Source organism: Actinacidiphila sp. bgisy167, assembly GCF_057707665.1.
Map to the genome: position 1 here is coordinate 1 of NZ_JBYIQP010000105.1, position 19,856 is coordinate 19,856.

Consider the following 19,856-nt stretch of genomic DNA (forward strand, 5'->3'; position numbering starts at 1 on the left):
GCGGACGGCGGCGATTGCGCGGCTGTCGCCGGCATCAGTGTGCGATTCTCCCGGGAGGGCGCGCGGAACGCAGTCGCCAGGTACTCCCGAACGTCCCGCTGGTGAGGGTTGATCAGGTCGATCGCCTTCTTCGGCCGCTCTCCGCGCAGCACACCGGGATCCAGATTGGACGCGGCGAGGAAGCCGAGGGTCTTCCGGAGCGACTGGGCGACCTGTCCCTTGCTCATCCACCCGGTCGCCCGAGCCTCGGGCAGGCCGATCCCCGCCGTCCCGTCGCCCCACCGTTCCGCGGGCGACCCCCGGAACGGCTGCTCCAGGGTCGGACGCCGGGCTGCCACCTGCGTCGGCGGCGCTTGATCCGGACGTTGCGACTCCACGGCGAGCGGTACGTTCTCGCCGCCCCCGCCGCCGAACCATCCCGTCACGCGCCCGGGATCCAGCGCCGCGAGCAGCAGGGCGACCGCGACCAGCAGACCGATCGCGTACCAGCCCTTGCCTCTCCGCCTCCGGGCCGGTGAGTGGCTTCGCCATGGTTCCGGGGGGCCGGGCTGCTCCCGCAGCCGCCGCGCCACCATCCGGGCCCGCGCCGACGGCTCCTTGGGCGCATCCTTGATCCCGGCCCCGGCTTCACGGAGGAAGCGCTCCCACTCCTCGTCCGGTATGGGCTCCTCACCCTTGCCCACGCTGCGCCCCGCCCCTTCTCACGTACTCACCGGTCCCTCCCCAGGACCGGTCGTCTTCCGTGCATCCTCACACAGGTGTCTGACAGCCACGAGCGTGCTCGACGTGCCGTCGGGCGCTTCCTGTCCCCGCGCCTTGGCGGAGGAACACGGCATCGTCTGTCGTCGTTGGCTGCTCTCGCACGGTCCGCAGACGGCCCGAGCACTTCACGGATCGTTTCGTCCGAGAAGGTGGCTGCGCTCTTGATGCTCAGCGGACGCTTCAGGCCCCTGGACGGCCCAGTCGTCCACCACCCTTGGCCCCTGGTTCTGGTTCCGATGCGGACCAGTGGCCTTCGCGTACCCCGGAAACCTCTGGACTTCCTCAACTGTGCTTTCGGCCGCCGGAGGCGAGGGCATCACCGTCGCACAACGAAAAGCGCGTAATACGGGGGTGGCACGATGGAGGCACTGATCATTCTGCTGGTCTTCTGCGCGATAGCGGCACTCGCCCTGGCGGCGCGGAACGCCGGCCGCAGAGGCCGGCCGCGGCGCTCGCGGGGCTCCGCCGGGGCCGGAGGGGGCGGCGGGGAGAGCTGGTGGGTGGGCGACGCGGGCACGTCCGACGGCGGAGGTGGGGGCCATCACGGGGGCAGCCACCACTCCTGCGGAGGCGGGAGTTCGTGCGGCGGAGGCGGGAGTTCGTGTGGCGGGGGTGGCGGCTGCGGCGGAAGCTGACGACGCGAATGTGCTTTCCGCCCGTGCCGAATCGCATATGCGCTTGGCGGGTTGTTCACCCGCCGGGCGCATTTGCTGTGGACACCTGCGCTCCTCCCGGCCTTTGAGGAAGTAAAGCGGGTGGAAACAAGTAAAAACGTTGAAGGTGGCGCGCCATTCGTGATTGCGTATTCACGCCCCCTTGCGGGCCATGAGCCGACGGTCGCCCTCCCCACAGGCGCGGGTCGGCGCGTCCTCCCGATCCCATGCCCGTGACCTCCCGCGCTTGCTCGCGATGTGCCTGCGGAGCCCACTCCATGCTCACCACGCTTCAGACCGCCTACACCGACACCCGCGCCGGCGACCTGGCCTGGTGCCTGGGGAAGGACGAACTGCCGGCGCTCGCGGTGCTCGACCGCGAACTGCCGGGCACCGCGGAGGGCGCCACGCCCGCGGCGCCCTCCGCGCAGGTCCAGTTGCGGCTGCTCGGCGCCTCCCACCAGGTCCTTCTGGACTCGCCGCGCGGGCGCTGCTCGGAGACGGTCGCCTGCATGCCGGGAAGCAGCGCGCAGCTGCCGGTGGGCGTGGCGCGGCGGATCGCCGGCTGGGACTACGCGTTCGCGGCACGGATCGAGACGCTCAGCCGGGGGTCCTTCGCGGGGCGGGCGCAGGAGCTGCTCGCCCTGGTGGCCGACCACCCCAACGGCCTGGCGGGGACCTTCCCGGGCGACCCGCTCGCCTTCACCGCGATGCTGGTGCAGTACCGCGGCGGCAGCGTCCTGTGGCGCACCTGGCACGCCTACCCCCAGGAAGGACGTCTGGTGGCGACCCGTTCGGCCCTCGTCGCGCAGCCGTGAGCGCGCGGGCACCGGCCCCCGCGCCCGCCGCCGCGGCCCCCGCGCCCGCCGCCGCGCCCTGGCGCGCGGCGGCGGGTGCCGGTGCGGGACCTGCCGGTGCCGACGCCGACGCAACCGCGTCGAGCTGACGCGTCCGCGCTTCGGGTGAGGGCGAACGGCGGTGATGGGGCGCCGCGGAGGCGCCGGGCGGATTAGGCTCGCGGCATGGAGCCGCATGAGGTGTTCGTTCCGTTTCCGGCCGAGACCATCCGCCGGTCCCTCGCCGACCTGGAGCGCGTGGCCCGGTGTGTGCCCGGCCTCCAGCGTGACGCCGGCGCCGAGGAGGGGCTGGCGGGCCGGCTGAGGCTGCGGATCGGCGGCTCCACGATCACCTACCGCGGCACACTGCGGCTGGTCCCGCGCGGCGGTGGGCTCGCCGTCGAGGGGGAGGCGGTGGAGGCGCGCGGTGCGGGCACGGTCAAGGTGGCGCTGGAGCTCGGCGTGGACACCGTGTCGGGCGGCGCCCTGCTGACCTTCACCGGCGCCGTCCAGGTCGACGGGCGGCTCGCCGAGCACGAGGAAGCGGCGGTCACCGCCGCGGGCCTGCGCCTGCTGGACCGCTTCGTCGCCGCGCTCACCTCCGACCTGGCGCAGACCGCCCCCGCCGCGGCGCCCGAGCCGTCCGCGGAGGACGCCGGCGCCGACGACCTCAAGGACGACGTGCCCGCGCAGCCCGACGAGTTCACCGGGCGCGAGACCCCGGAACCGCGGGAGGCGCCGGAGCTCCCCCCACCGCACGACGCGGACGACGACGCCGCCGGCGAGGTGCCGCCCGGCCAGGACACGGCGGCCGCCGTCCCCGCGGAACCGGCCGCGGTCGACCTGCCCGCCGAGGCCGCGCACGCCCGCCGCACCCTGATCGGCCGCAGCGCCGAGGAGGTCGACCACGCCCCGCCGCGCGGCCGCTACGCCCCGGTGCCCGCGCCGCAGAGCGGCGCCGCGACGGCCTCGCTGCGCCGCTACGCGCCGGCCGCGGCCGCGTTGCTGCTGTCGGCCGTGGTCGCGGGCCGGGTGCTGCGGCGGCGCAGGCGCTCGTTCCCGTAGGGTCTCTTCCGTGGCCACGCAAGAAACCCCTGACGGGCGAGAAGACGAGCACGCTGTCCATCTCCGCGCCGGAGCCGCGCGGCTGACGGTCCTTCCGGATCTCGGCTGCCGGGTCGGCTCACTGACCGTCGGCGGTGTCGAGCTGCTGCGGCAGGGCCCCACCTTCGGGTCCTTCCCGATGGTCCCCTGGTGCGGCCGCACCAGGGACGGGCAGTTCCGCAACGGCGGGGTGCTGCACCAGATGCCGCGTGACGCGGGCCCGCACGCCATCCACGGCACCGGCCGGCACGTCGCCTGGCAGGCGGCGCCCGGCGCCACCGGCAGCAGCGCCTGCTTCTACTACGACCTGGCCGAGCCGTGGCCGTACCAGGGCCGGGTCAGCCAGCGCTTCGAACTCTCCGAGGACCGCCTCGACCTCACGATGAGCGTGGAGACCACGGGCGACTCCTTCCCGGCCCAGGCCGGCTGGCACCCCTGGTTCCTGCGCAACCTCGGCCGTGGCGGGCAGGACGCCCTGATCGACTTCACCCCCGGGTGGATGGAGGAGCGCGGCGACGACCATCTGCCCACCGGCCGCCGGACGGAGCCCGGGCCCCGGCCCTGGGACGACTGCTTCGGTATGCCGGACGGGGTGGACGTCACCTTGACCTGGCCGGACGAGCTGCGGTTGCGGATCACCAGCCCCGCGCAGTGGGTGGTCGTCTACGACGAACAGCCCCCCGCCATCTGTGTGGAGCCGCAGTCGGGCCCGCCGAACGGGCTGAACACCGCGCCGCGCCTGGTCACCCCTATCGATCCGCTGGAGATCCGCGCGACCTGGGCCTGGGAGCCGCTGGGCTAGGCTCGTGGCCATGAGTGACGCGCGTGATGCCCTGCTGCAGCAGATCAAGGACAAGGCCGTGGTGCACGGCAAGGTGACCCTCTCGTCGGGGATCGAGGCGGACTACTACATCGACCTGCGCCGGATCACGCTGGATGCCGAGGCGGCCCCGCTGGTGGGACAGGTCATGCTCGACGTCACCGCCGACCTCGACTACGACGCCGTCGGCGGGCTCACCCTGGGCGCCGACCCGGTGGCCACCTCGATGCTGCACGCCGCCGCCGCCCGCGGCCGCAAGCTGGACGCCTTCGTGGTGCGCAAGGCGCAGAAGGCGCACGGCATGCAGCGCCGCATCGAGGGCCCGGACATCAAGGGCCGGCGGGTGCTGGTCGTCGAGGACACCTCGACCACGGGCGGCTCGCCGCTGACCGCGGTGGAGGCCGCGCGCGAGGCCGGTGCCGAGGTCGTGGCCGTCGCCGTGATCGTCGAGCGGGGCGCCGCTCCGGCCATCGCGCAGGCGGGTCTCCCGTACGTCCGCGCCTTCGGTCTGGACGACCTCGGCCTGGCCTGATCACCGGTTCGACCTGCGCCTTCCCCCAGGGGTGAAGGGTTTCACGTGAAACCCTTCACCCCTGGGGCATGTCCGTGGTGCGCAGTGTGTGGAGCTTCCGCGCAAGTCTGCCAAGATGGGGTCGACGATGACGTCGATCCCAGGTCAGGGTCACGCACCGAACAACCCGCACATCACAAGGAGCGGACAGATGCCCATCGCAACTCCCGAGATCTACAACGAGATGCTCGACCGGGCGAAGGCCGGCAAGTTCGCCTACCCGGCCATCAACGTGACCTCGACGCAGACCCTGCACGCCGCGCTGCGCGGTTTCGCGGAGGCGGAGAGCGACGGCATCGTCCAGATCTCCACGGGCGGGGCCGAGTTCCTCGGTGGCCAGTACAGCAAGGACATGGTCACCGGTGCGGTGGGCCTGGCCGAGTTCGCGCACGTCGTCGCCGAGAAGTACCCCGTCAACATCGCGCTGCACACCGACCACTGCCCGAAGGACAAGCTGGACGGCTATGTGCGCCCGCTGCTGGCGATCTCCCAGGAGCGCGTGGCGGCCGGCCGCAACCCGCTGTTCCAGTCGCACATGTGGGACGGCTCCGCCGAGACCCTCGACCACAACCTCGCCATCGCCCAGGAGCTGCTGGCCGCGGCCGCCAAGGCGAAGATCATCCTCGAGGTGGAGATCACTCCCACCGGCGGTGAGGAGGACGGCGTCACCCACGAGATCAACGACGAGCTCTACACCACGGTCGAGGACGCCATCCGCACCGCCGAGGCGCTGGGTCTGGGCGAGAAGGGCCGCTACCTGCTCGCCGCCTCCTTCGGCAACGTCCACGGCGTCTACAAGCCGGGCAACGTCGTGCTCCGCCCCGAGCTGCTGAAGGAGCTCGCGGAGGGCGTCGCCGCCAAGTTCGGCAAGCAGGACCCCTTCAACTTCGTCTTCCACGGCGGCTCCGGCTCCACCAAGGAGGAGATCGCCACCGCGCTGGAGAATGGCGTGGTCAAGATGAACCTCGACACCGACACGCAGTACGCCTTCACCCGCCCGGTCGCGGACCACATGTTCCGCAACTACGACGGCGTGCTGAAGGTCGACGGCGAGGTCGGCGACAAGAAGACCTACGACCCGCGCAGCTGGGGCAAGCTGGCCGAGGGCGGCATGGCCGCCCGCGTCGTCGAGGCATGCCAGGACCTCCGCTCCGCCGGCACCAAGATCAAGTAACCGCCCCGCAGGGCGGTACGCACCCCACCGCCCCGCACGGCGGTACGCACCGGGCCCGGCCCTTCCCCATGGAGGAGCCGGGCCCCGGCCATACTGGAACCCATGGCCATTCACGAGAACCTGCTCGGGGGACCGCCCCCGACGAACCTGCCCGACGACCCCGAGCCGCGCGAGCTGCTCGCCTCGGGGGCGGCCCCTGCCGAGGTCGCCGCCAAGTACCCGGCGTCCTCCCTGGCCTGGGCGCAACTCGCGGACGACGCCTTCGGGGCCGGCCGGGTCGTCGAGTCGTACGCGTACGCCCGCACCGGATACCACCGCGGCCTGGACGCGCTGCGCCGGAGCGGCTGGAAGGGCCACGGCCCGGTGCCCTGGGAACACGAGCCCAACCGCGGCTTCCTGCGGGCGCTGCACGCCCTGGCGCGGGCCGCCCAGGCGATCGGCGAGCAGGAGGAGTACGAGCGCTGCAGCACCTTCCTGCGGGACTCCTCCCCGACCGCCGCCGAGACCCTCGGCTGATCCCGCCGCCCATACACCGGCGACCACCCCGACCTGTCCGGCGCGCGCGCCGGGCAGGTCTTGCCGTACGGTGCTCTGACCACGCATGATGCCCGCTGGGCCCGACGCCGTCAGAGGCGGGCCCGAGGGGACCGGGGTCCCGCGGCAACGACGCGCGGGGCAGACCGCTACCCGGTAGCTCAGATCCACGGAGACACCAATGTCCCAACGCCCCGACGTTTCCCAGGACGCCCCCGAGGCGCCGACCCTGGACTTCGAAGGGACCACCCCGTACGAGGACTACGTCCAGGCCGACGTCCTCACCCATCTGCAGCATCCGCGCTCCGACGACCCGGGCGAGATGGTCTTCCTGGTGACCACCCAGGTCATGGAGTTGTGGTTCACCGTCATCGTGCACGAATGGGAGACCGCCTCCCGCGCGCTGGCGGCCGACGACCTGCCCACGGCGCTGGCCGCGCTCAAGCGCAGCACGTACGAGCTGCAGTCGCTCAACGCCTCCTGGGAGCCGATCGCCCACCTCACCCCGGCGCAGTTCAACGCCTACCGCGCGGCCCTCGGCGAGGGCTCGGGCTTCCAGTCGGCGATGTACCGGCGCATGGAGTTCCTGCTGGGCGAGAAGTCCGCGTCGATGCTGGTCCCGCACCGCGGCACGCCGCGCGTCCACGACGAACTGCAGAAGGCGCTGCACGAGCCCAGCCTCTACGACGAGGTGCTGCGGCTGCTGGCGCGCCGCGGCCACGACATCCCGCAGCGCGACGACCTCTCCCGGCGCTACGAGGCGGACCCGGCGGTGGAGCGTGCCTGGCAGGCCGTCTACTCCGGTGACCAGGAGAGCGAACTCGTCCGACTGGGCGAGGCACTGACCGAGGTGGCCGAGCTGGTGTGGCGCTGGCGCAACGACCACCTTGTGGCGACCCGACGCGCGATGGGCGCCAAGACCGGCACAGGAGGCTCCGCGGGAGTCTCCTGGCTGGAGAAGCGCGCGAGCAAGAACGTTTTCCCCGAACTCTGGACGGCCCGCAGTCATGTCTGACCCCACGAACCCCACTGAGTCCCCCGCGGCCAAGGCCGCCCGCCTCGACGCCTCCGACGAACTGGCCAAGGTCAGGGACCGCTTCGTCCTGGACGACGCCGAGCACACCGTCTACCTGGACGGCAACTCCCTCGGGGCGCTGCCCGCGGGCGTGGCGGACCGCATGGACGACGTCGTGCGCCGGGAGTGGGGGCAGCTGCGCATCCGCTCCTGGACCGAGAGCGGCTGGTGGACGGCGCCGGAACGGATCGGTGACCGCATCGGCGCGCTGGTCGGCGCCGCCCCCGGCCAGGTCGTGGTCGGCGACTCCACCAGCGTCAATGTCTTCAAGGCCGTGGTCGGCGCCGTCCGGATGGCCCAGCAGGAGGACCCGGCGCGCACCGAGGTGCTGGTTGACGCCGCCACCTTTCCCACGGACGGGTACATAGCCGAGTCCGCGGCCCGGATGACCGGATGCGCGATCCGCGCCGTCGACGCCGCGGATCTCGCCGCGGCGGCGGGCCCGCGGACCGCCGTCGCCCTGGTCAACCACGTGGACTACCGCACCGGCCGGCTGCACGACCTGCCGGGCGTCACCGCCGCCGTGCACGCGGCCGGCGGCCTGGTGGTCTGGGACCTGTGCCACACGGCCGGGGCCCTGCCGGTCGGCCTGGACGAGCACGGCGTGGACCTCGCCGTCGGCTGCACGTACAAGTACCTCAACGGCGGCCCCGGAGCGCCGGCGTACCTGTACGTCCGCCGCGACCTCCAGCCGCGCTTCGACTCCCCGCTGCCCGGCTGGAACTCGCACCGCGACCCGTTCGCGATGGAGGCCGCCTACCGGCCCGCCGACGGCAGCGTCCGCGGCCGGGTCGGCACCCCGGAGATCCTGTCGCTGCTGGCGCTGGACACGGCCCTCGACGTCTGGGACGGCGTGTCCCTGGACGCCGTGCGGGCCAAGAGCCTCGCGCTGACCGACTTCTTCCTGGAGTGCGTCGCGGCGTATGTGTCGGACGGCGCCGTACGGTCGGTCACTCCGGCCGCGCACGCCGAGCGGGGCAGCCAGGTCGCGCTGCGCTGCGCCGACGCGGGCGCGGTGATGCGGGAGCTGATCGCCGAGGGCGTCGTCGGCGACTTCCGCGAGCCGGATATCCTCCGCTTCGGATTCACCCCGCTGTACACCCGCTTCGCGGACGCGGAGCGGGCGGCGCGGGTGCTGGCCCAGGTCCTGGAAGGAACGCGGTAACGCATGTCCGACCCCACCTCGTCGAGCGGCAGCACCGCCGGCAGCACTGAGGCAGGCGCCGACGGCCGCGCCGACGCGGTGGAGCCGGCCTCCGCTCCGCGGCAGCCTGCTCCGCGGGATGCCGCGGAGCGGGCTGCCGCCGAGGAGGCGTCAGCGTTCTCGCACGCCCCCGTCCCGCCGGACGCCACCGCCGCCTACGGCGAGCACCCGGACCAGGTCGTGGACTTCTACCGGCCGCGGCCCGGGGCGGACGGGCCCCGGCCGGGGCCGCTGGTCGTGCTGCTGCACGGCGGCGCCTGGCGCGCGGCGTACGACAGGACGCACATCTCGCCGCTCGCCGGCCTGCTCGCCGACCGCGGCTTCGCGGTGGCCTCGGTGGAGTACCGCAGGGGCAACGGCGGTACGGCGGCGGGCCGCTGGCCGGACACCTTCGACGACGTGGCGGCCGCCACCGACGCCGTCGCGGCACTGGCGTTGACCGCCCTCGGCACGGACGCCGTGGACGTGCGGCGGACCGTGCTCACCGGACACTCGGCGGGCGGGCACCTCGCCCTGTGGGCGGCCGCCCGGCACGTGCTGCCGGCCGCGTCGCGCTGGCACCGGCCGGCCGCGCCCGCGCTGCGCGGGGTGGTGGCGCTCGCGCCGATCGCCGACTTCCGGTCCGCCGTCGAGCTGCACGTGTGCTCCGGAGCGGTCACCGAGCTCCTCGGCGGAGCGGAACTGCTGGGCGAGCGCGGGGCGGAGACCGATCCGGCCGCGCTGCTGCCCACCGGCATCCCGGCGACGATCGTGCAGGGCGACTGCGACGAGGTGGTCCCGCCGCAGGTCGCGGAGGCCTTCGCGGCGGCCTCGGCGACGGCGGGGGAGGAGGTCCAACTGACCCTGCTGGAGGGCGTGGGCCACTTCCCGGTGATCGACCCCGCCGCGGACGCGGCGGCCGTGGTCGTCGAGGAGATCGCCCAGCTCGCCTGGTGAGGCTCCTCCCTGCGGGGCCCGCGCGCGCCACGTCCTCCTTGAGGATGACGCCGCTACATCGTCTTCCCAGGTGACGACGGCGACCCGCGCGGTCCCTACCGTGAGAGCGTGACCGAGACAAGCCAGACCTCGCTGCGGACCGAGCTCCGCATGGCCCGCGGCGCCCTCAGCGGACTGCGGCACGACCTGATCACCGACGCCTTCGCCTTCCGGCCGATGGCACCCCTGCGGGAGGGGCACCCGCTGCTCGCCGCGGTGCCGCGCGGGCTCCGCCGCTACGCGCGCTGGCTGCCGCACGCGGCGCTGACCTGCTTCGCGGTCCTCCTGATGTACGTCTCCCTGCAGGGGCCGGGCGGTCTCGCGCCGGCGCTGCCGGCCGCGGTGCCCGTGGTCATGACGATGTTCCGGCCGATCGGGGCGTGGTGGCTGTCCGTGGGGGCGGCGGTGCTCACCGGCCTGTTCACCAGCGGCTCGTGGTCGTCCTCCTATCCGTGGACGGACGTCGGCTTCGCCTCGCACCTGGCGGTGCTGGCCCTGGTGGCGGCGCGTACCCGGGCCCGGGTCGCCGCCGAGATGTGGCTGCTCACCGCGGCGGTGGCGCTGTTCTTCCAGCCGTTCTCCTACGGGAACGGCTCGGACCCGGCCGTCATGATCTTCTTCTCCGGCGTGGTGCTGTCCGTCGCGTCGGCGGTGCGCGGGGTGCGCCAGTCCCGGCGGGAGGTCGCCGCGCAGATCGCCGTGACCGAGGTCGAGCGCTCCCGGCGCACGCTGCTGGAGGAGCGCACCACGATCGCCCGCGAGCTGCACGACGTCGTCGCCCACCACATGTCGGTGATCGCGATCCAGGCGGAGGCCGCGCCGTACCGGGTGGAGAACCCGCCGGAGGAGCTGACCAGGAGCTTCTCGATCATCCGCGAGAACGCGGTCATCGCGCTGACCGAGTTGCGCCGGGTCCTCGGGGTGGTGCGCGCCGAGGACTACGAGGCCCCCGACGCCCCCCAGCCGACCCTCGCCGACCTCGACCGGCTGGTCGCCAATGTGCGCGAGGCGGGTCTGGAGGTGGAGCGGGTGGTGACCGGCGCGGTGCGCGAACTCCCCCAGGGGGTCGAGCTGTCGGCGTACCGCATCGTCCAGGAGGCGCTGAGCAATACGCTGCGGCACGCGCCCGGCGCCGCCGCCCGGGTCGAGATCGGCTATGTCCTCGGCGGACTCGGGCTGCGCGTGGTCAACGGCCCGCCGCGCGGCCTGGTGAAACCCTCCCCGGGCGCCGGGCACGGGATCGCCGGCATGCGGGAGCGGGTGACCATGCTGAGCGGCGAGATGACCGACGGGCCCACCGACGACGGCGGCTACGAGGTCGCGGTGTTCGTCCCGGTCCCCGGGGGGCGGGCATGAGCGGGGACACCATCCGGGTGCTGATCGCGGACGACCAGATGATGGTGCGCGAGGGCTTCTCGGTGCTGCTGAACGCCCAGCCGGACATCGAGGTCGTCGGCGAGGCCGTCGACGGGCGCCAGGCCGTCGAGCAGGTGGCGGCGCTGCGGCCGGACGTCGTGCTGATGGACATTCGCATGCCCGAGCTCAACGGCTTGGAGGCGACCCGGGAGATCGTCGCCGCGGACGCCGAGGCGAAGGTGCTGGTGCTGACCACCTTCGACCTGGACGAGTACGTCTACCAGGCGCTGCGCGCGGGCGCGTCCGGCTTCCTGCTCAAGGACGCCTCGGCCCGCCAGCTCGCCGACGGCGTGCGGATCGTGGCGGCCGGCGACGCGCTGCTCGCCCCCGCGATCACCAAGCGCCTGATCACCGAGTTCAACCGGCTGGGAACGCCGCGGCCGCCCGCCCAGGACCGGGTCGGCGAGCTCACCGAGCGGGAGACGGAGGTGCTGGTGCTGGTCGCGCAGGGGATGTCCAACGCGGAGATCGCCGACCATCTGGTGGTCGCCGAGTCGACGGTCAAGACCCATGTGAGCCGGGTCCTGGTGAAGCTGGGGCTGCGCGACCGGACCCAGGCGGCGGTCTTCGCGTACGAGGCGCGGCTGGTCACCCCGGGCGGCTGACCGGGCGGGAGGTAGTCTCCGCACATGAGCAGTACTGCCACCGTCTTCGATCCCTGGTCGCCGCGGTTCGTCGCCGACCCCTACCCGGCTTACGCCCGGCTGCGCGAGCAGGGGCGCGCGCACTGGTTCGAGCCGAGCGGGCAGTGGCTCATCCCGCACTTCGAGGACGTCAGCGCGCTGCTGCGGGACCGGCGGCTCGGGCGGACGTATCTGCACCGCTTCACCCACGAGGAGTTCGGCCGTACCGCGGCGCCGCCGGAGCACGAGCCCTTCACCACGCTCAACGGCAACGGCCTGCTCGACCTCGAGGCACCCGACCACACCCGTATCCGGCGGCTGGTCTCCAAGGCGTTCACCCCGCGCACGGTCGAGCGGCTCACGCCGACCGTGCAGCGGCTCGCCGGGGAGCTGGTGGAGCGGCTGGTCGCCGAGGGCGGCGGCGACCTCATCGCCGCGGTGGCGGAGCCGCTGCCGGTGGCCGTCATCGCCGAGATGCTGGGGATACCGGCCGCGGACCGGCGCTTGCTGCGGCCCTGGTCGGCCGACATCGTCGGGATGTTCGAGCTCAACCCCTCCGAGGAGGCCGCGCGCAAGGCGGTCCGCGCCAGCGAGGAGTTCTCCGCCTATCTGCGCGAGCTGATCGCCGAACGACGCAAGGCGCCCGGCGAGGATCTGATCAGCGCCCTCATCGCGGCGCACGACGAGGGCGACCGGCTCAGCGAGCAGGAGATGGTCTCCACCTGCGTGCTGCTGCTCAACGCGGGCCACGAGGCGACCGTCAACACCACCGGCAACGGCTGGTGGACGCTCTTCCGCCACCCCGGGCAGCTGGCGGAGCTGCGCGCGGCGCCGCAGGAGCTGCTGCCCACGGCGATCGAGGAGCTGCTGCGCTTCGACACCCCGCTGCAGATGTTCGAGCGCTGGGTGCTGGACGACATCGAGGTGGGCGGCACGGTGATCCCGCGCGGCAGCGAGGTGGCGCTGCTCTTCGGCTCCGCCAACCGCGACCCGGAGCGCTTCGCCGACCCCGACCGGCTGGATCTCTCGCGCGCCGACAACCCCCACATCACCTTCGGGGCCGGCATCCACTACTGCCTCGGCGCGCCGCTGGCCCGCATCGAACTCGCCGCCTCCTTCACGGCGCTGCTGCGCCGCGCCCCGCGGCTGGAGCTCGCGGCGGAGCCCGTCTGGAACGAGGGCTACGTCATCCGCGGGCTGCGTGAGCTGCGGGTCAGCTGCTGACTGTGCCCGTCGCTCTGCGACTGCGGGACCGGCGCCATGGCCGGGCCCCTCGGTCGCGCTCGCGGAGCCTGGTCAGGCCGTGATGTCGCGGCGGCGCAGCACCAGCAGGCCCGAAGCGGCGAGTGCCAGCGCCAGTACGGTGAGGACCGCCAGCGGGGCGACCGTGATGTCCGCCGACGGCGCCTTCGGCAGGTGCGTGAAGACGGACAGGTCCAGCACCCAGGGCGAGAGCCCCAGCGCCGGCCCGTACAGCCCGATGGCGAGCGTCAGCGACGCCACTCCCCAGCCCGCCCGCGCCAGCCGGGGCGCCGCGCCGTACAGCAGGAGCGCCACCGCCGCCACACACCAGACCGCGGGCAGCTGCACGAGGCCGGCCCCCGCCAGCCGCCACGTCTGGCCGCCCGGGTCGCCGACCGTCGCCCCGTAGCCCAGCCCCATGGCCAGGCCGGAGACGGCCATGAGGAGCACCGAACCGGCGAACGCGACCAGCGTGTGGCCCGCGGCCCAGCGCACCCGTCCCACGGCGGTGGCGAGCACGGGCTCGGCGCGGCCGGAGCTCTCCTCGCCCTGGAGCCGGAGGACCGCTTGGACGGCGTAGATCGCGGCGATCATGCCCATCACCCCGGTCATGGAGGCGAGGTAGGAGTCGACCAGCCCGGAGGCTCCGCCCATGTCGCGCATGACCTCGGCGAGTTGCTCGTTGTCCCGGACGAGGTCGGCCGCCCCGTTGGCGAGGCCGCCGAGCGCGCCGCCGCCCGCGGCGAAACCGGCTGTCCACCCCCACAGCGAGCCGCGCTGGAGCCGCCAGGCCAGCCCCTGGGCGGAACGCAGGCGGGAACCGGCGGCGGCCGGGCCGGGGCGAGGCGGCAGCAGGGCGGCTTCGATGTCGCGTCGGGCCACCAGGGCACACGCGACGCCCACGAGCGCGGCGGCCCAGGCCGTGAACAGCGCGGCCACCCACCAGCGTTCGTCCGCGTAGGGGCGTATGTTCTCGGCCCAGCCGAGCGGCGAGAGCCAGGTCAGGGTGCCGGAGCCGGCGTCGCCGACGGCACGCAGCAAGAAGGCGAGACCGAGGACGGCACCCGCGATGCCCCGGGCGGCGCGGGCGCTCTCCGTCAGCTGCGCGGCGACCGCCGCGACCGCGGCGAAGGCGCATCCTGCGCCCGCGAAGGCGATCCCGAAGGCGACCGCGCCACGCGCCCCCTGCCCGAGCATCGCCAGGGTGACGAGCAGTCCCAGGAGCAGCGAGGCCCCGAAGCCGGTGACCAGGGCGGCGGCCAGCGGCGCCCGGCGCCCGACCGCGCCCGCGGCGACCAGTTCCAGCCGTCCGGCCTCCTCTTCCTCCCGGGTGTGGCGGACGACCAGCAGCATCGCCATCAGCCCGGCGAGCGCGGCACCGAAGGCCATCATGCGCCAGGCCGTCAGGCCGCCGATGCTTGTGGCGAACACCGGCCCGTACAGGGCGCGCAGCGAGCCGCTCCCCGCCGAGCTCGCCGCGACCCCGGCGCGTTCCGCCGGGCTGTCGTAGAGGCCGCCGAAGGCCGAGGCGGTTGAGGCGACCAGCAGGGCGATCGGCACGACCCACGCCGGGATCGTGATCCGGTCCCTGCGCAGCGCGAGCCGGGTGAGGGTGCCGGTCCCGGTGAGCGCGCTCACGGCCGTGCCTCCGCGTCCGCGGGGGCGGCACCGCAGGCGTCGTCCTCGTAGTGCCGCAGAAACAGCTCCTCCAGGGTCGGTGGTGTGCTCGTGAGGCTGCGCACGCCCGTCTCGCTCAACTGCCGGAGCACGGCCCCGAGCTTGTCGGTGTCGACCTGGAGCCGGACATGGCTGCCGCGCACGTCGAGATCGTGCACACCGGGCAGCCCGCCGAGGCCGTTCGGCGGGCCGGCCAGCTCCGCGGTGACCGAGGTGCGGGTGAGATGCCGCAGCTCGGTCAGGCTCCCGGTCTCCACCGTGCGCCCGCCCCGGATGATGCTGACCCGGTCGCACAGGGCCTCGACCTCGCTGAGGATGTGACTGGACAGCAGCACCGTGCGGCCGCGGTCGTGTTCCTCGCGGACGCAGTCGCGGAAGACCTCCTCCATCAGCGGGTCGAGCCCGGAAGTGGGCTCGTCGAGTATCAGCAGGTCCACGTCTGAGGCGAACGCGGCGACGAGCGCGACCTTCTGCCGGTTGCCCTTGGAGTACGCGCGGCCCTTCTTGGCCGGGTCCAGCTCGAACCGCTCCAGCAACCGCCGTCTGCGCGTCTCGTCCAGACCGCCGCGCAGCCGTCCCAGCAAGTCGATGACCTCGCCGCCGCTGAGGTTGCGCCAGAGCGTGACGTCGCCAGGGACGTACGCCAGCCGCCGGTGCAGCGCGACGGCGTCGTGCCACGGATCGCCGCCGAGCAACCGGGCGGCCCCGCGGTCGGCGCGCAGCAGCCCGAGCAGGATGCGGATGGTGGTGGACTTACCGGCGCCGTTCGGCCCCAGGAAGCCGTGCACCTCGCCCTCTTCGACGGCCAGGTCGAGGCCGTCCAGTGCGTGCGTGCGGCCGAAGGACTTGTGCAGTCCGGCCACACTGATTGCCTTCGTCATGATTCTGAACGTACAGTAGATTCACAAATTTGTGAAGCTAAGGAAGTGTATAAACTCGGGTCGGGAGGTGATCGCGGTGGCTGGGGAGTCCTTGGAACCGATGACGTTCGTCGAGCGCTTCGCGGCGGAGCTCGTCGAGGCGGGCATGCAGCGCATGGCGGCGCGGGTGTTCGCCGCGCTCCTCGCCTCGGAGACCGGCGCGTTGAGCGCCGCCGAGCTGTCCGAACGGCTCCAGGCCAGCCCCGCCGCGGTCTCCGGCGCGGTCCGCTACCTGGCGCAGGTCGGCTTGCTCACCCGCGAGCGCGAGCCGGGCTCACGACGCGAGCGGTACCGGGTGCACAGCGACCAGTGGTACGAGACCTTCACCCGTCGCGACCAGATCCTCACCCGCTGGGAGAACACCCTGCGGTTCGGTATCGACGCGCTCGGCCCCGACAGCGCTGCGGGTCACCGGATCGCGGAGACCGCGGCCTTCTTCGACTTCCTGCAGAAGGAACTCGTCGACATGATGGACCGCTGGCGCGAGCGCAAGGCGGAACTGCGCGAGCAAGGCGTGCTCTGACGGCCCTCCGAGCGCCCGGGGGCTTTCCCTGGATCCGGCGACTGGGCCGCAGAGGCGCGGCGGACACCGGCGGGCGACCGCGGGCCCGCCCGTGTACCGCGACCCCGGCCGGACCCGCCCTTCAGCAGGCGGATCGCGGCACGGTAAGCCGCATGCCGCGGGGCACCACCGTCCAGGTGCGGCGCCGGACCGGCTGGATCTCTCCCGAGGCGACAACCCCCGGATCACCTTCGGCGGCGGCATCCTCTACTGCCTCGGCGCGGCGCCGGCCCGCATCGAACGCGCCGCGTCCCTCACGGCGCCGCTGCGCCGCGCCCCGCGGATGGAGCTCGCGGCGGAGCCCGCCTGGAACGAGTGCTACGGCATCCCCGGGCTGCGGGGACTGCGCGTCGCCTGTTGGCACGGCCCGAACGCCGGGGGCCGCGCCGCCCATGCCCGTCGCGGCCGCCGTCCGCCCCTGCCTCAGCGCTGCCTGTGCTCGCGTTCCGCCGGCCCGCCCGGCGCCCTCGCGGCCGTCACCCGTTGCCCGCGGGCTCCGGCAGGCGCGCTCAGTCCCGCCGGGCCCGTGCGGCGAGCCAGTCCAGTGCGTCCGTGGCGGAGGCGAGGACCGAGACGTGCCCCTCGCCGGGCCTCAGCCACAGTTCCGCGTCCGGGCACCGACGGGACAGCCACACGCCGTGCGCGGCGGGCACCATGCGGTCGGCGCCGCCGTGCAGGACCAGGACGGGTGCCGCTACCGCCGCCGGGTCGAAGCCCCACGGCGCCACATAGGCGAGGTCGTCGTCGACCATGCCCGCCGGGCCGCCTTCGAGCGCCTGGCCCGCGACGTCGCCCAGCCACCCCCACGGGCCCGCCAGGGCGGCGTGGTCAGCGGGGGTGAAGAGCTCCGGGTCGAAGTCGTCGGAGGCGAGCCGCTCCTCGAGCGCCGCCCGCCCCTGGACCGCCGCGCCCAGCTCCGCCGCTCCCGAGGGTCCCATCCCGGCGAACCAGTCGAGTCCCTCCGCGCCGTACGGCGCCAGACCGGATGCGCCGACCGCCGCCACGACGCGGTCCGGCAGCAGGGCCGCGCAGGCCAGTGCGTGCGGGCCGCCGCCGGAGTGGCCCATGACCGCGAAGCGTCCGATGCCCAGCGCGTCGGCGACGGCCGCCGCGTCACCGGCCGCCGAGGCGACGTCCCGACCGGGACGGGGCGTCGAACCGCCGTAGGCGGGACGGTCGTAGCCCACCCAGCGGATGCCGCGCTCGGCGGCGGCCGCGAAGAGCGGCTCGGGGGGTGTGCCGATGTTGGGCGTGCCGTGGTGCCACAGGACGACGAGCTCCGCACCGCCCTCCCCGGCGACCGGCCCGGTGTCGTACACGTGCAGCAGCCGCCCGTCGGCGAGTGGGACATCCGTCTCCGTCATCATCCGGCCGAGTCTAGGTACGGGCACCGACAGTCCGCCGTCCTCCGACACCGCCCCGGCTGTCCCCGTCCTCGGCCGCCCCGCCCCTCCTACCCGGCGGCGCGCCGCGCGGCGGCGGACCGCGGTACCGTGAGCCGCCAGGCCGCGGGCGCCACCGTCCAGGTGCGGCGCCGGACCGGGCCGGCCGGCGCGGTGTCCGCCGTGTAGCGGAAGTCCCGCCCGGAGACGGTGACACTCCGGGCCCGCACCGGCAGCGCGGGCGTCACGCCCTCCCTGCGGACCAGCACCTCGGCCAGGCCGGACACCGCGGTGGAGACCGACACCTCCTCGACGCAGTCGTCCAGGTCGGCCAGCACCACCCCGTCCGCCTCGACGCGCAGTCGGTGGCCGCCGCGCAGACCCAGCCCGAGATGCGGGGAGTGGCCGTTCAGGCTCAGCGTGCGGGCCAGCGAGCGGGCGCGGCGCTCCACGGGCGTCCACCAGGCGGGCATGGCGGAGCCGATGCGCAGCGCACCGAGCACGATGCCGCCGCTGTCGTCGAGCAGCAGGTCCAGCTCGCGCTCCGCGCCGTCCAGCACCGCGCGCGCCGCGTTCACCGCCCCGCCCGGCACACCGAGCGCCCGGGCCAGACCGGTCCGCCGCCCGACCGGCACCAGGCCGACGACGGCCTCGCCCAGTCCCCGGGCCGAGTGCAGCGCCCGTACCGTGCGCAGCAGCGCCGCGTCGTCGCCCACCACCACAGGGCGCCGCCGGCCCCGGTGCTCCAGCACCCGGACGGCCTCCTCCTCGGACTGCGGGAGCGCGATCTTCACGGAGGGGGCTCCCCCGCACAGCACGTCCTTGGCGATGCGTACGGATTCGCCGTCCATGTCGCGGGCGGCGGGGTCGATGACCACGAGCAGGGGCTGCCCGGACGGTCGCTGAGCCGACACCTTGGTCCTTCCTCAGGTAACATCTCGGTGCAAGAGCCCCTTGCGCTGCCTTGCGCCAGGGGCTTCGTCTATTTCCGGGGCACCGGTCCGACGGCTCTGTCCGCCATGAGGAGCCACGTTGGACATGCCCCGCCCGGAAGGGGTGTACGCCTGTGCCCGCACTTGTGCTGCTCGGTGCTCAGTGGGGTGACGAGGGCAAGGGAAAGGCCACCGACCTGCTCGGTGGCTCCGTGGACTACGTGGTGCGCTACCAGGGCGGCAACAACGCCGGCCACACGGTCGTCGTCGGCGACCAGAAGTACGCGCTGCACCTCCTGCCTTCCGGGATCCTGTCACCGGGGTGCACCCCGGTCATCGGCAACGGAGTCGTCGTCGACCCGGCGGTCCTGCTCTCCGAGCTGAGCGGGCTGAACGAGCGCGGCGTCGACACGTCCAAGCTCCTCATCAGCGGTAACGCGCACCTGATCACGCCGTACCACCAGACGATCGACAAGGTGACGGAACGCTTCCTCGGCAAGCGCAAGATCGGCACCACCGGCCGCGGCATCGGCCCCGCCTACGCCGACAAGATCAACCGCGTGGGCATCCGGGTACAGGACCTCTTCGACGAGTCGATCCTCCGCCAGAAGGTCGAGGCGGCCCTCCACGACAAGAACCAGATCCTGGTCAAGATCTTCAACCGTCGTGCCATCAGCACCGACCAGGTGGTCGAGGAGTACCTGGGCTACGCGGAGCAGATCAAGGACTACGTCGCCGACACGGCGCTGGTCCTCAACACCGCCCTCGACGAGGGCAAGGTCGTCCTCCTCGAGGGCGGCCAGGGCACCCTGCTGGACGTCGACCACGGCACGTACCCCTTCGTGACCTCGTCCAACCCGACAGCCGGCGGCGCCTGCACCGGCTCGGGCATCGGCCCCACCAAGATCAACCGGGTGATCGGCATCCTCAAGGCCTACACCACCCGGGTCGGCGCCGGCCCGTTCCCGACCGAGCTGTTCGACGCGGACGGCGACGCGCTGCGCCGCATCGGCGGCGAGCGGGGCGTCACCACCGGCCGCGACCGCCGCTGCGGCTGGTTCGACGCGGTGATCGCCCGCTACGCCACCCGGGTCAACGGCCTCACGGACTTCTTCCTCACCAAGCTCGACGTGCTCACCGGCTGGGAGCGGATCCCGGTCTGCGTCGCCTACGAGATCGACGGCAAGCGCGTCGAGGAGCTCCCGTACAGCCAGACGGACTTCCACCACGCCAAGCCCGTCTACGAGACCCTGCCCGGCTGGAGCGAGGACATCAGCAAGGCGAAGACCTTCTCCGACCTGCCGAAGAACGCCCAGGCGTACGTCAAGGCGCTGGAGGAGATGTCCGGCGCCCCGATCTCGGCCATCGGCGTCGGCCCCGGCCGCACCGAGACC

General features: G+C 73.5%; 18 protein-coding genes and 1 pseudogene. 14 read left to right on the forward strand and 5 right to left on the reverse strand.

Annotated features, from left to right (window positions below):
- A pseudogene (locus AC3ET4_RS27630) lies at positions 1-683 on the reverse strand (hypothetical protein); the annotation flags it as partial.
- A 1,010-nt stretch (positions 684-1,693) separates the two neighbouring features.
- On the opposite strand from AC3ET4_RS27630, the gene AC3ET4_RS27635 reads away from it, so the two are divergent.
- The 12 genes from AC3ET4_RS27635 to AC3ET4_RS27690 all read left to right on the forward strand — a co-directional run bounded on the left by AC3ET4_RS27635 (position 1,694) and on the right by AC3ET4_RS27690 (position 12,971).
- Positions 1,694-2,233 (forward strand): DUF2617 family protein, encoded by a 540-nt coding sequence (locus AC3ET4_RS27635; protein ID WP_431954127.1) that lies wholly within the window; start codon positions 1,694-1,696, stop codon positions 2,231-2,233.
- 204 nt (positions 2,234-2,437) lie between these two features.
- Positions 2,438-3,316, forward strand: coding sequence for an SRPBCC domain-containing protein (locus AC3ET4_RS27640; protein WP_431954129.1), 879 nt, complete (start codon positions 2,438-2,440; stop codon positions 3,314-3,316).
- 10 nt (positions 3,317-3,326) lie between these two features.
- On the forward strand, positions 3,327-4,157 hold the full coding sequence (locus AC3ET4_RS27645; RefSeq protein ID WP_431954131.1) for an aldose epimerase family protein: 831 nt from the start codon (positions 3,327-3,329) through the stop codon (positions 4,155-4,157).
- A gap of 10 nt (positions 4,158-4,167) precedes the next feature.
- Positions 4,168-4,707 carry an orotate phosphoribosyltransferase gene (gene pyrE, locus AC3ET4_RS27650; protein ID WP_431954133.1) on the forward strand — a complete coding sequence of 180 codons (540 nt, stop codon included), beginning with the start codon at positions 4,168-4,170 and terminating at the stop codon, positions 4,705-4,707.
- Positions 4,708-4,897: 190 nt separating this feature from the next.
- Positions 4,898-5,920 carry a class II fructose-bisphosphate aldolase gene (fbaA, locus tag AC3ET4_RS27655; protein WP_431954135.1) on the forward strand — a complete coding sequence of 341 codons (1,023 nt, stop codon included), beginning with the start codon at positions 4,898-4,900 and terminating at the stop codon, positions 5,918-5,920.
- A 102-nt stretch (positions 5,921-6,022) separates the two neighbouring features.
- On the forward strand, positions 6,023-6,436 hold the full coding sequence (locus AC3ET4_RS27660; RefSeq protein ID WP_431954137.1) for a DUF3151 domain-containing protein: 414 nt from the start codon (positions 6,023-6,025) through the stop codon (positions 6,434-6,436).
- 199 nt (positions 6,437-6,635) lie between these two features.
- Positions 6,636-7,469: a tryptophan 2,3-dioxygenase family protein gene (locus AC3ET4_RS27665; RefSeq protein ID WP_431954139.1), complete on the forward strand. Its 834-nt coding sequence runs from the start codon at positions 6,636-6,638 to the stop codon at positions 7,467-7,469.
- Positions 7,462-8,694, forward strand: a complete 1,233-nt coding sequence (kynU, locus tag AC3ET4_RS27670) for a kynureninase (RefSeq protein WP_431954141.1) — start codon at positions 7,462-7,464, stop codon at positions 8,692-8,694. The genes AC3ET4_RS27665 and kynU overlap by 8 nt, the downstream gene beginning before the upstream one ends.
- 3 nt (positions 8,695-8,697) lie before the next feature.
- Positions 8,698-9,669: an alpha/beta hydrolase family protein gene (locus tag AC3ET4_RS27675; RefSeq protein ID WP_431954143.1), complete on the forward strand. Its 972-nt coding sequence runs from the start codon at positions 8,698-8,700 to the stop codon at positions 9,667-9,669.
- 108 nt (positions 9,670-9,777) lie between these two features.
- A complete protein-coding gene (locus AC3ET4_RS27680; RefSeq protein ID WP_431954145.1) occupies positions 9,778-11,064 on the forward strand; it encodes a sensor histidine kinase in 1,287 nt (428 codons plus the stop codon).
- Positions 11,061-11,729, forward strand: coding sequence for a response regulator (locus AC3ET4_RS27685; RefSeq protein WP_431954147.1), 669 nt, complete (start codon positions 11,061-11,063; stop codon positions 11,727-11,729). The genes AC3ET4_RS27680 and AC3ET4_RS27685 overlap by 4 nt, the downstream gene beginning before the upstream one ends.
- Before the next feature lie 24 nt (positions 11,730-11,753).
- Entirely contained in the window at positions 11,754-12,971 is a 1,218-nt protein-coding gene (locus tag AC3ET4_RS27690) for a cytochrome P450 (protein ID WP_431954149.1), read from the forward strand.
- A 72-nt stretch (positions 12,972-13,043) separates the two neighbouring features.
- On the opposite strand, the gene AC3ET4_RS27695 is transcribed toward AC3ET4_RS27690, so the two are convergent.
- Together AC3ET4_RS27695 and AC3ET4_RS27700 are read right to left on the reverse strand one after the other, a co-directional pair.
- Positions 13,044-14,627, reverse strand: coding sequence for an ABC transporter permease (locus AC3ET4_RS27695; protein ID WP_431954151.1), 1,584 nt, complete (start codon positions 14,625-14,627; stop codon positions 13,044-13,046).
- Positions 14,624-15,547, reverse strand: a complete 924-nt coding sequence (locus tag AC3ET4_RS27700; RefSeq protein WP_431954153.1) for an ABC transporter ATP-binding protein — start codon at positions 15,545-15,547, stop codon at positions 14,624-14,626. The genes AC3ET4_RS27695 and AC3ET4_RS27700 overlap by 4 nt, the downstream gene beginning before the upstream one ends.
- A gap of 100 nt (positions 15,548-15,647) precedes the next feature.
- On the opposite strand from AC3ET4_RS27700, the gene AC3ET4_RS27705 reads away from it, so the two are divergent.
- Positions 15,648-16,109, forward strand: coding sequence for a GbsR/MarR family transcriptional regulator (locus AC3ET4_RS27705; RefSeq protein WP_431954161.1), 462 nt, complete (start codon positions 15,648-15,650; stop codon positions 16,107-16,109).
- Between the two features lie 548 nt (positions 16,110-16,657).
- Here AC3ET4_RS27705 and AC3ET4_RS27710 read toward each other — a convergent pair.
- Together AC3ET4_RS27710 and AC3ET4_RS27715 are read right to left on the reverse strand one after the other, a co-directional pair.
- Entirely contained in the window at positions 16,658-17,515 is an 858-nt protein-coding gene (locus tag AC3ET4_RS27710; protein ID WP_431954155.1) for an alpha/beta fold hydrolase, read from the reverse strand.
- Between the two features lie 86 nt (positions 17,516-17,601).
- On the reverse strand, positions 17,602-18,444 hold the full coding sequence (locus tag AC3ET4_RS27715) for a diacylglycerol kinase family protein (RefSeq protein ID WP_431954157.1): 843 nt from the start codon (positions 18,442-18,444) through the stop codon (positions 17,602-17,604).
- A 152-nt stretch (positions 18,445-18,596) separates the two neighbouring features.
- Here AC3ET4_RS27715 and AC3ET4_RS27720 point away from each other — a divergent pair.
- The coding region (locus AC3ET4_RS27720) for an adenylosuccinate synthase (RefSeq protein ID WP_431954159.1) at positions 18,597-19,856 on the forward strand (1,260 nt) is incomplete at its 3' end.

Excerpts from the sequence above, each read along its gene's own strand:
- AC3ET4_RS27635 (WP_431954127.1), top strand. The coding sequence starts at position 1,694 with ATGCTCACCACGCTTCAGACCGCCTACACCGACACCCGCGCCGGCGAC.
- AC3ET4_RS27640 (WP_431954129.1), top strand. The coding sequence starts at position 2,438 with ATGGAGCCGCATGAGGTGTTCGTTCCGTTTCCGGCCGAGACCATCCGC.
- pyrE (WP_431954133.1), top strand. The coding sequence starts at position 4,168 with ATGAGTGACGCGCGTGATGCCCTGCTGCAGCAGATCAAGGACAAGGCC.
- fbaA (WP_431954135.1), top strand. The coding sequence starts at position 4,898 with ATGCCCATCGCAACTCCCGAGATCTACAACGAGATGCTCGACCGGGCG.
- AC3ET4_RS27660 (WP_431954137.1), top strand. The coding sequence starts at position 6,023 with ATGGCCATTCACGAGAACCTGCTCGGGGGACCGCCCCCGACGAACCTG.
- AC3ET4_RS27665 (WP_431954139.1), top strand. The coding sequence starts at position 6,636 with ATGTCCCAACGCCCCGACGTTTCCCAGGACGCCCCCGAGGCGCCGACC.
- kynU (WP_431954141.1), top strand. The coding sequence starts at position 7,462 with ATGTCTGACCCCACGAACCCCACTGAGTCCCCCGCGGCCAAGGCCGCC.
- AC3ET4_RS27675 (WP_431954143.1), top strand. The coding sequence starts at position 8,698 with ATGTCCGACCCCACCTCGTCGAGCGGCAGCACCGCCGGCAGCACTGAG.
- AC3ET4_RS27685 (WP_431954147.1), top strand. The coding sequence starts at position 11,061 with ATGAGCGGGGACACCATCCGGGTGCTGATCGCGGACGACCAGATGATG.
- AC3ET4_RS27690 (WP_431954149.1), top strand. The coding sequence starts at position 11,754 with ATGAGCAGTACTGCCACCGTCTTCGATCCCTGGTCGCCGCGGTTCGTC.
- AC3ET4_RS27700 (WP_431954153.1), bottom strand. The coding sequence starts at position 15,547 with ATGACGAAGGCAATCAGTGTGGCCGGACTGCACAAGTCCTTCGGCCGC.
- AC3ET4_RS27705 (WP_431954161.1), top strand. The coding sequence starts at position 15,648 with ATGACGTTCGTCGAGCGCTTCGCGGCGGAGCTCGTCGAGGCGGGCATG.
- AC3ET4_RS27710 (WP_431954155.1), bottom strand. The coding sequence starts at position 17,515 with ATGATGACGGAGACGGATGTCCCACTCGCCGACGGGCGGCTGCTGCAC.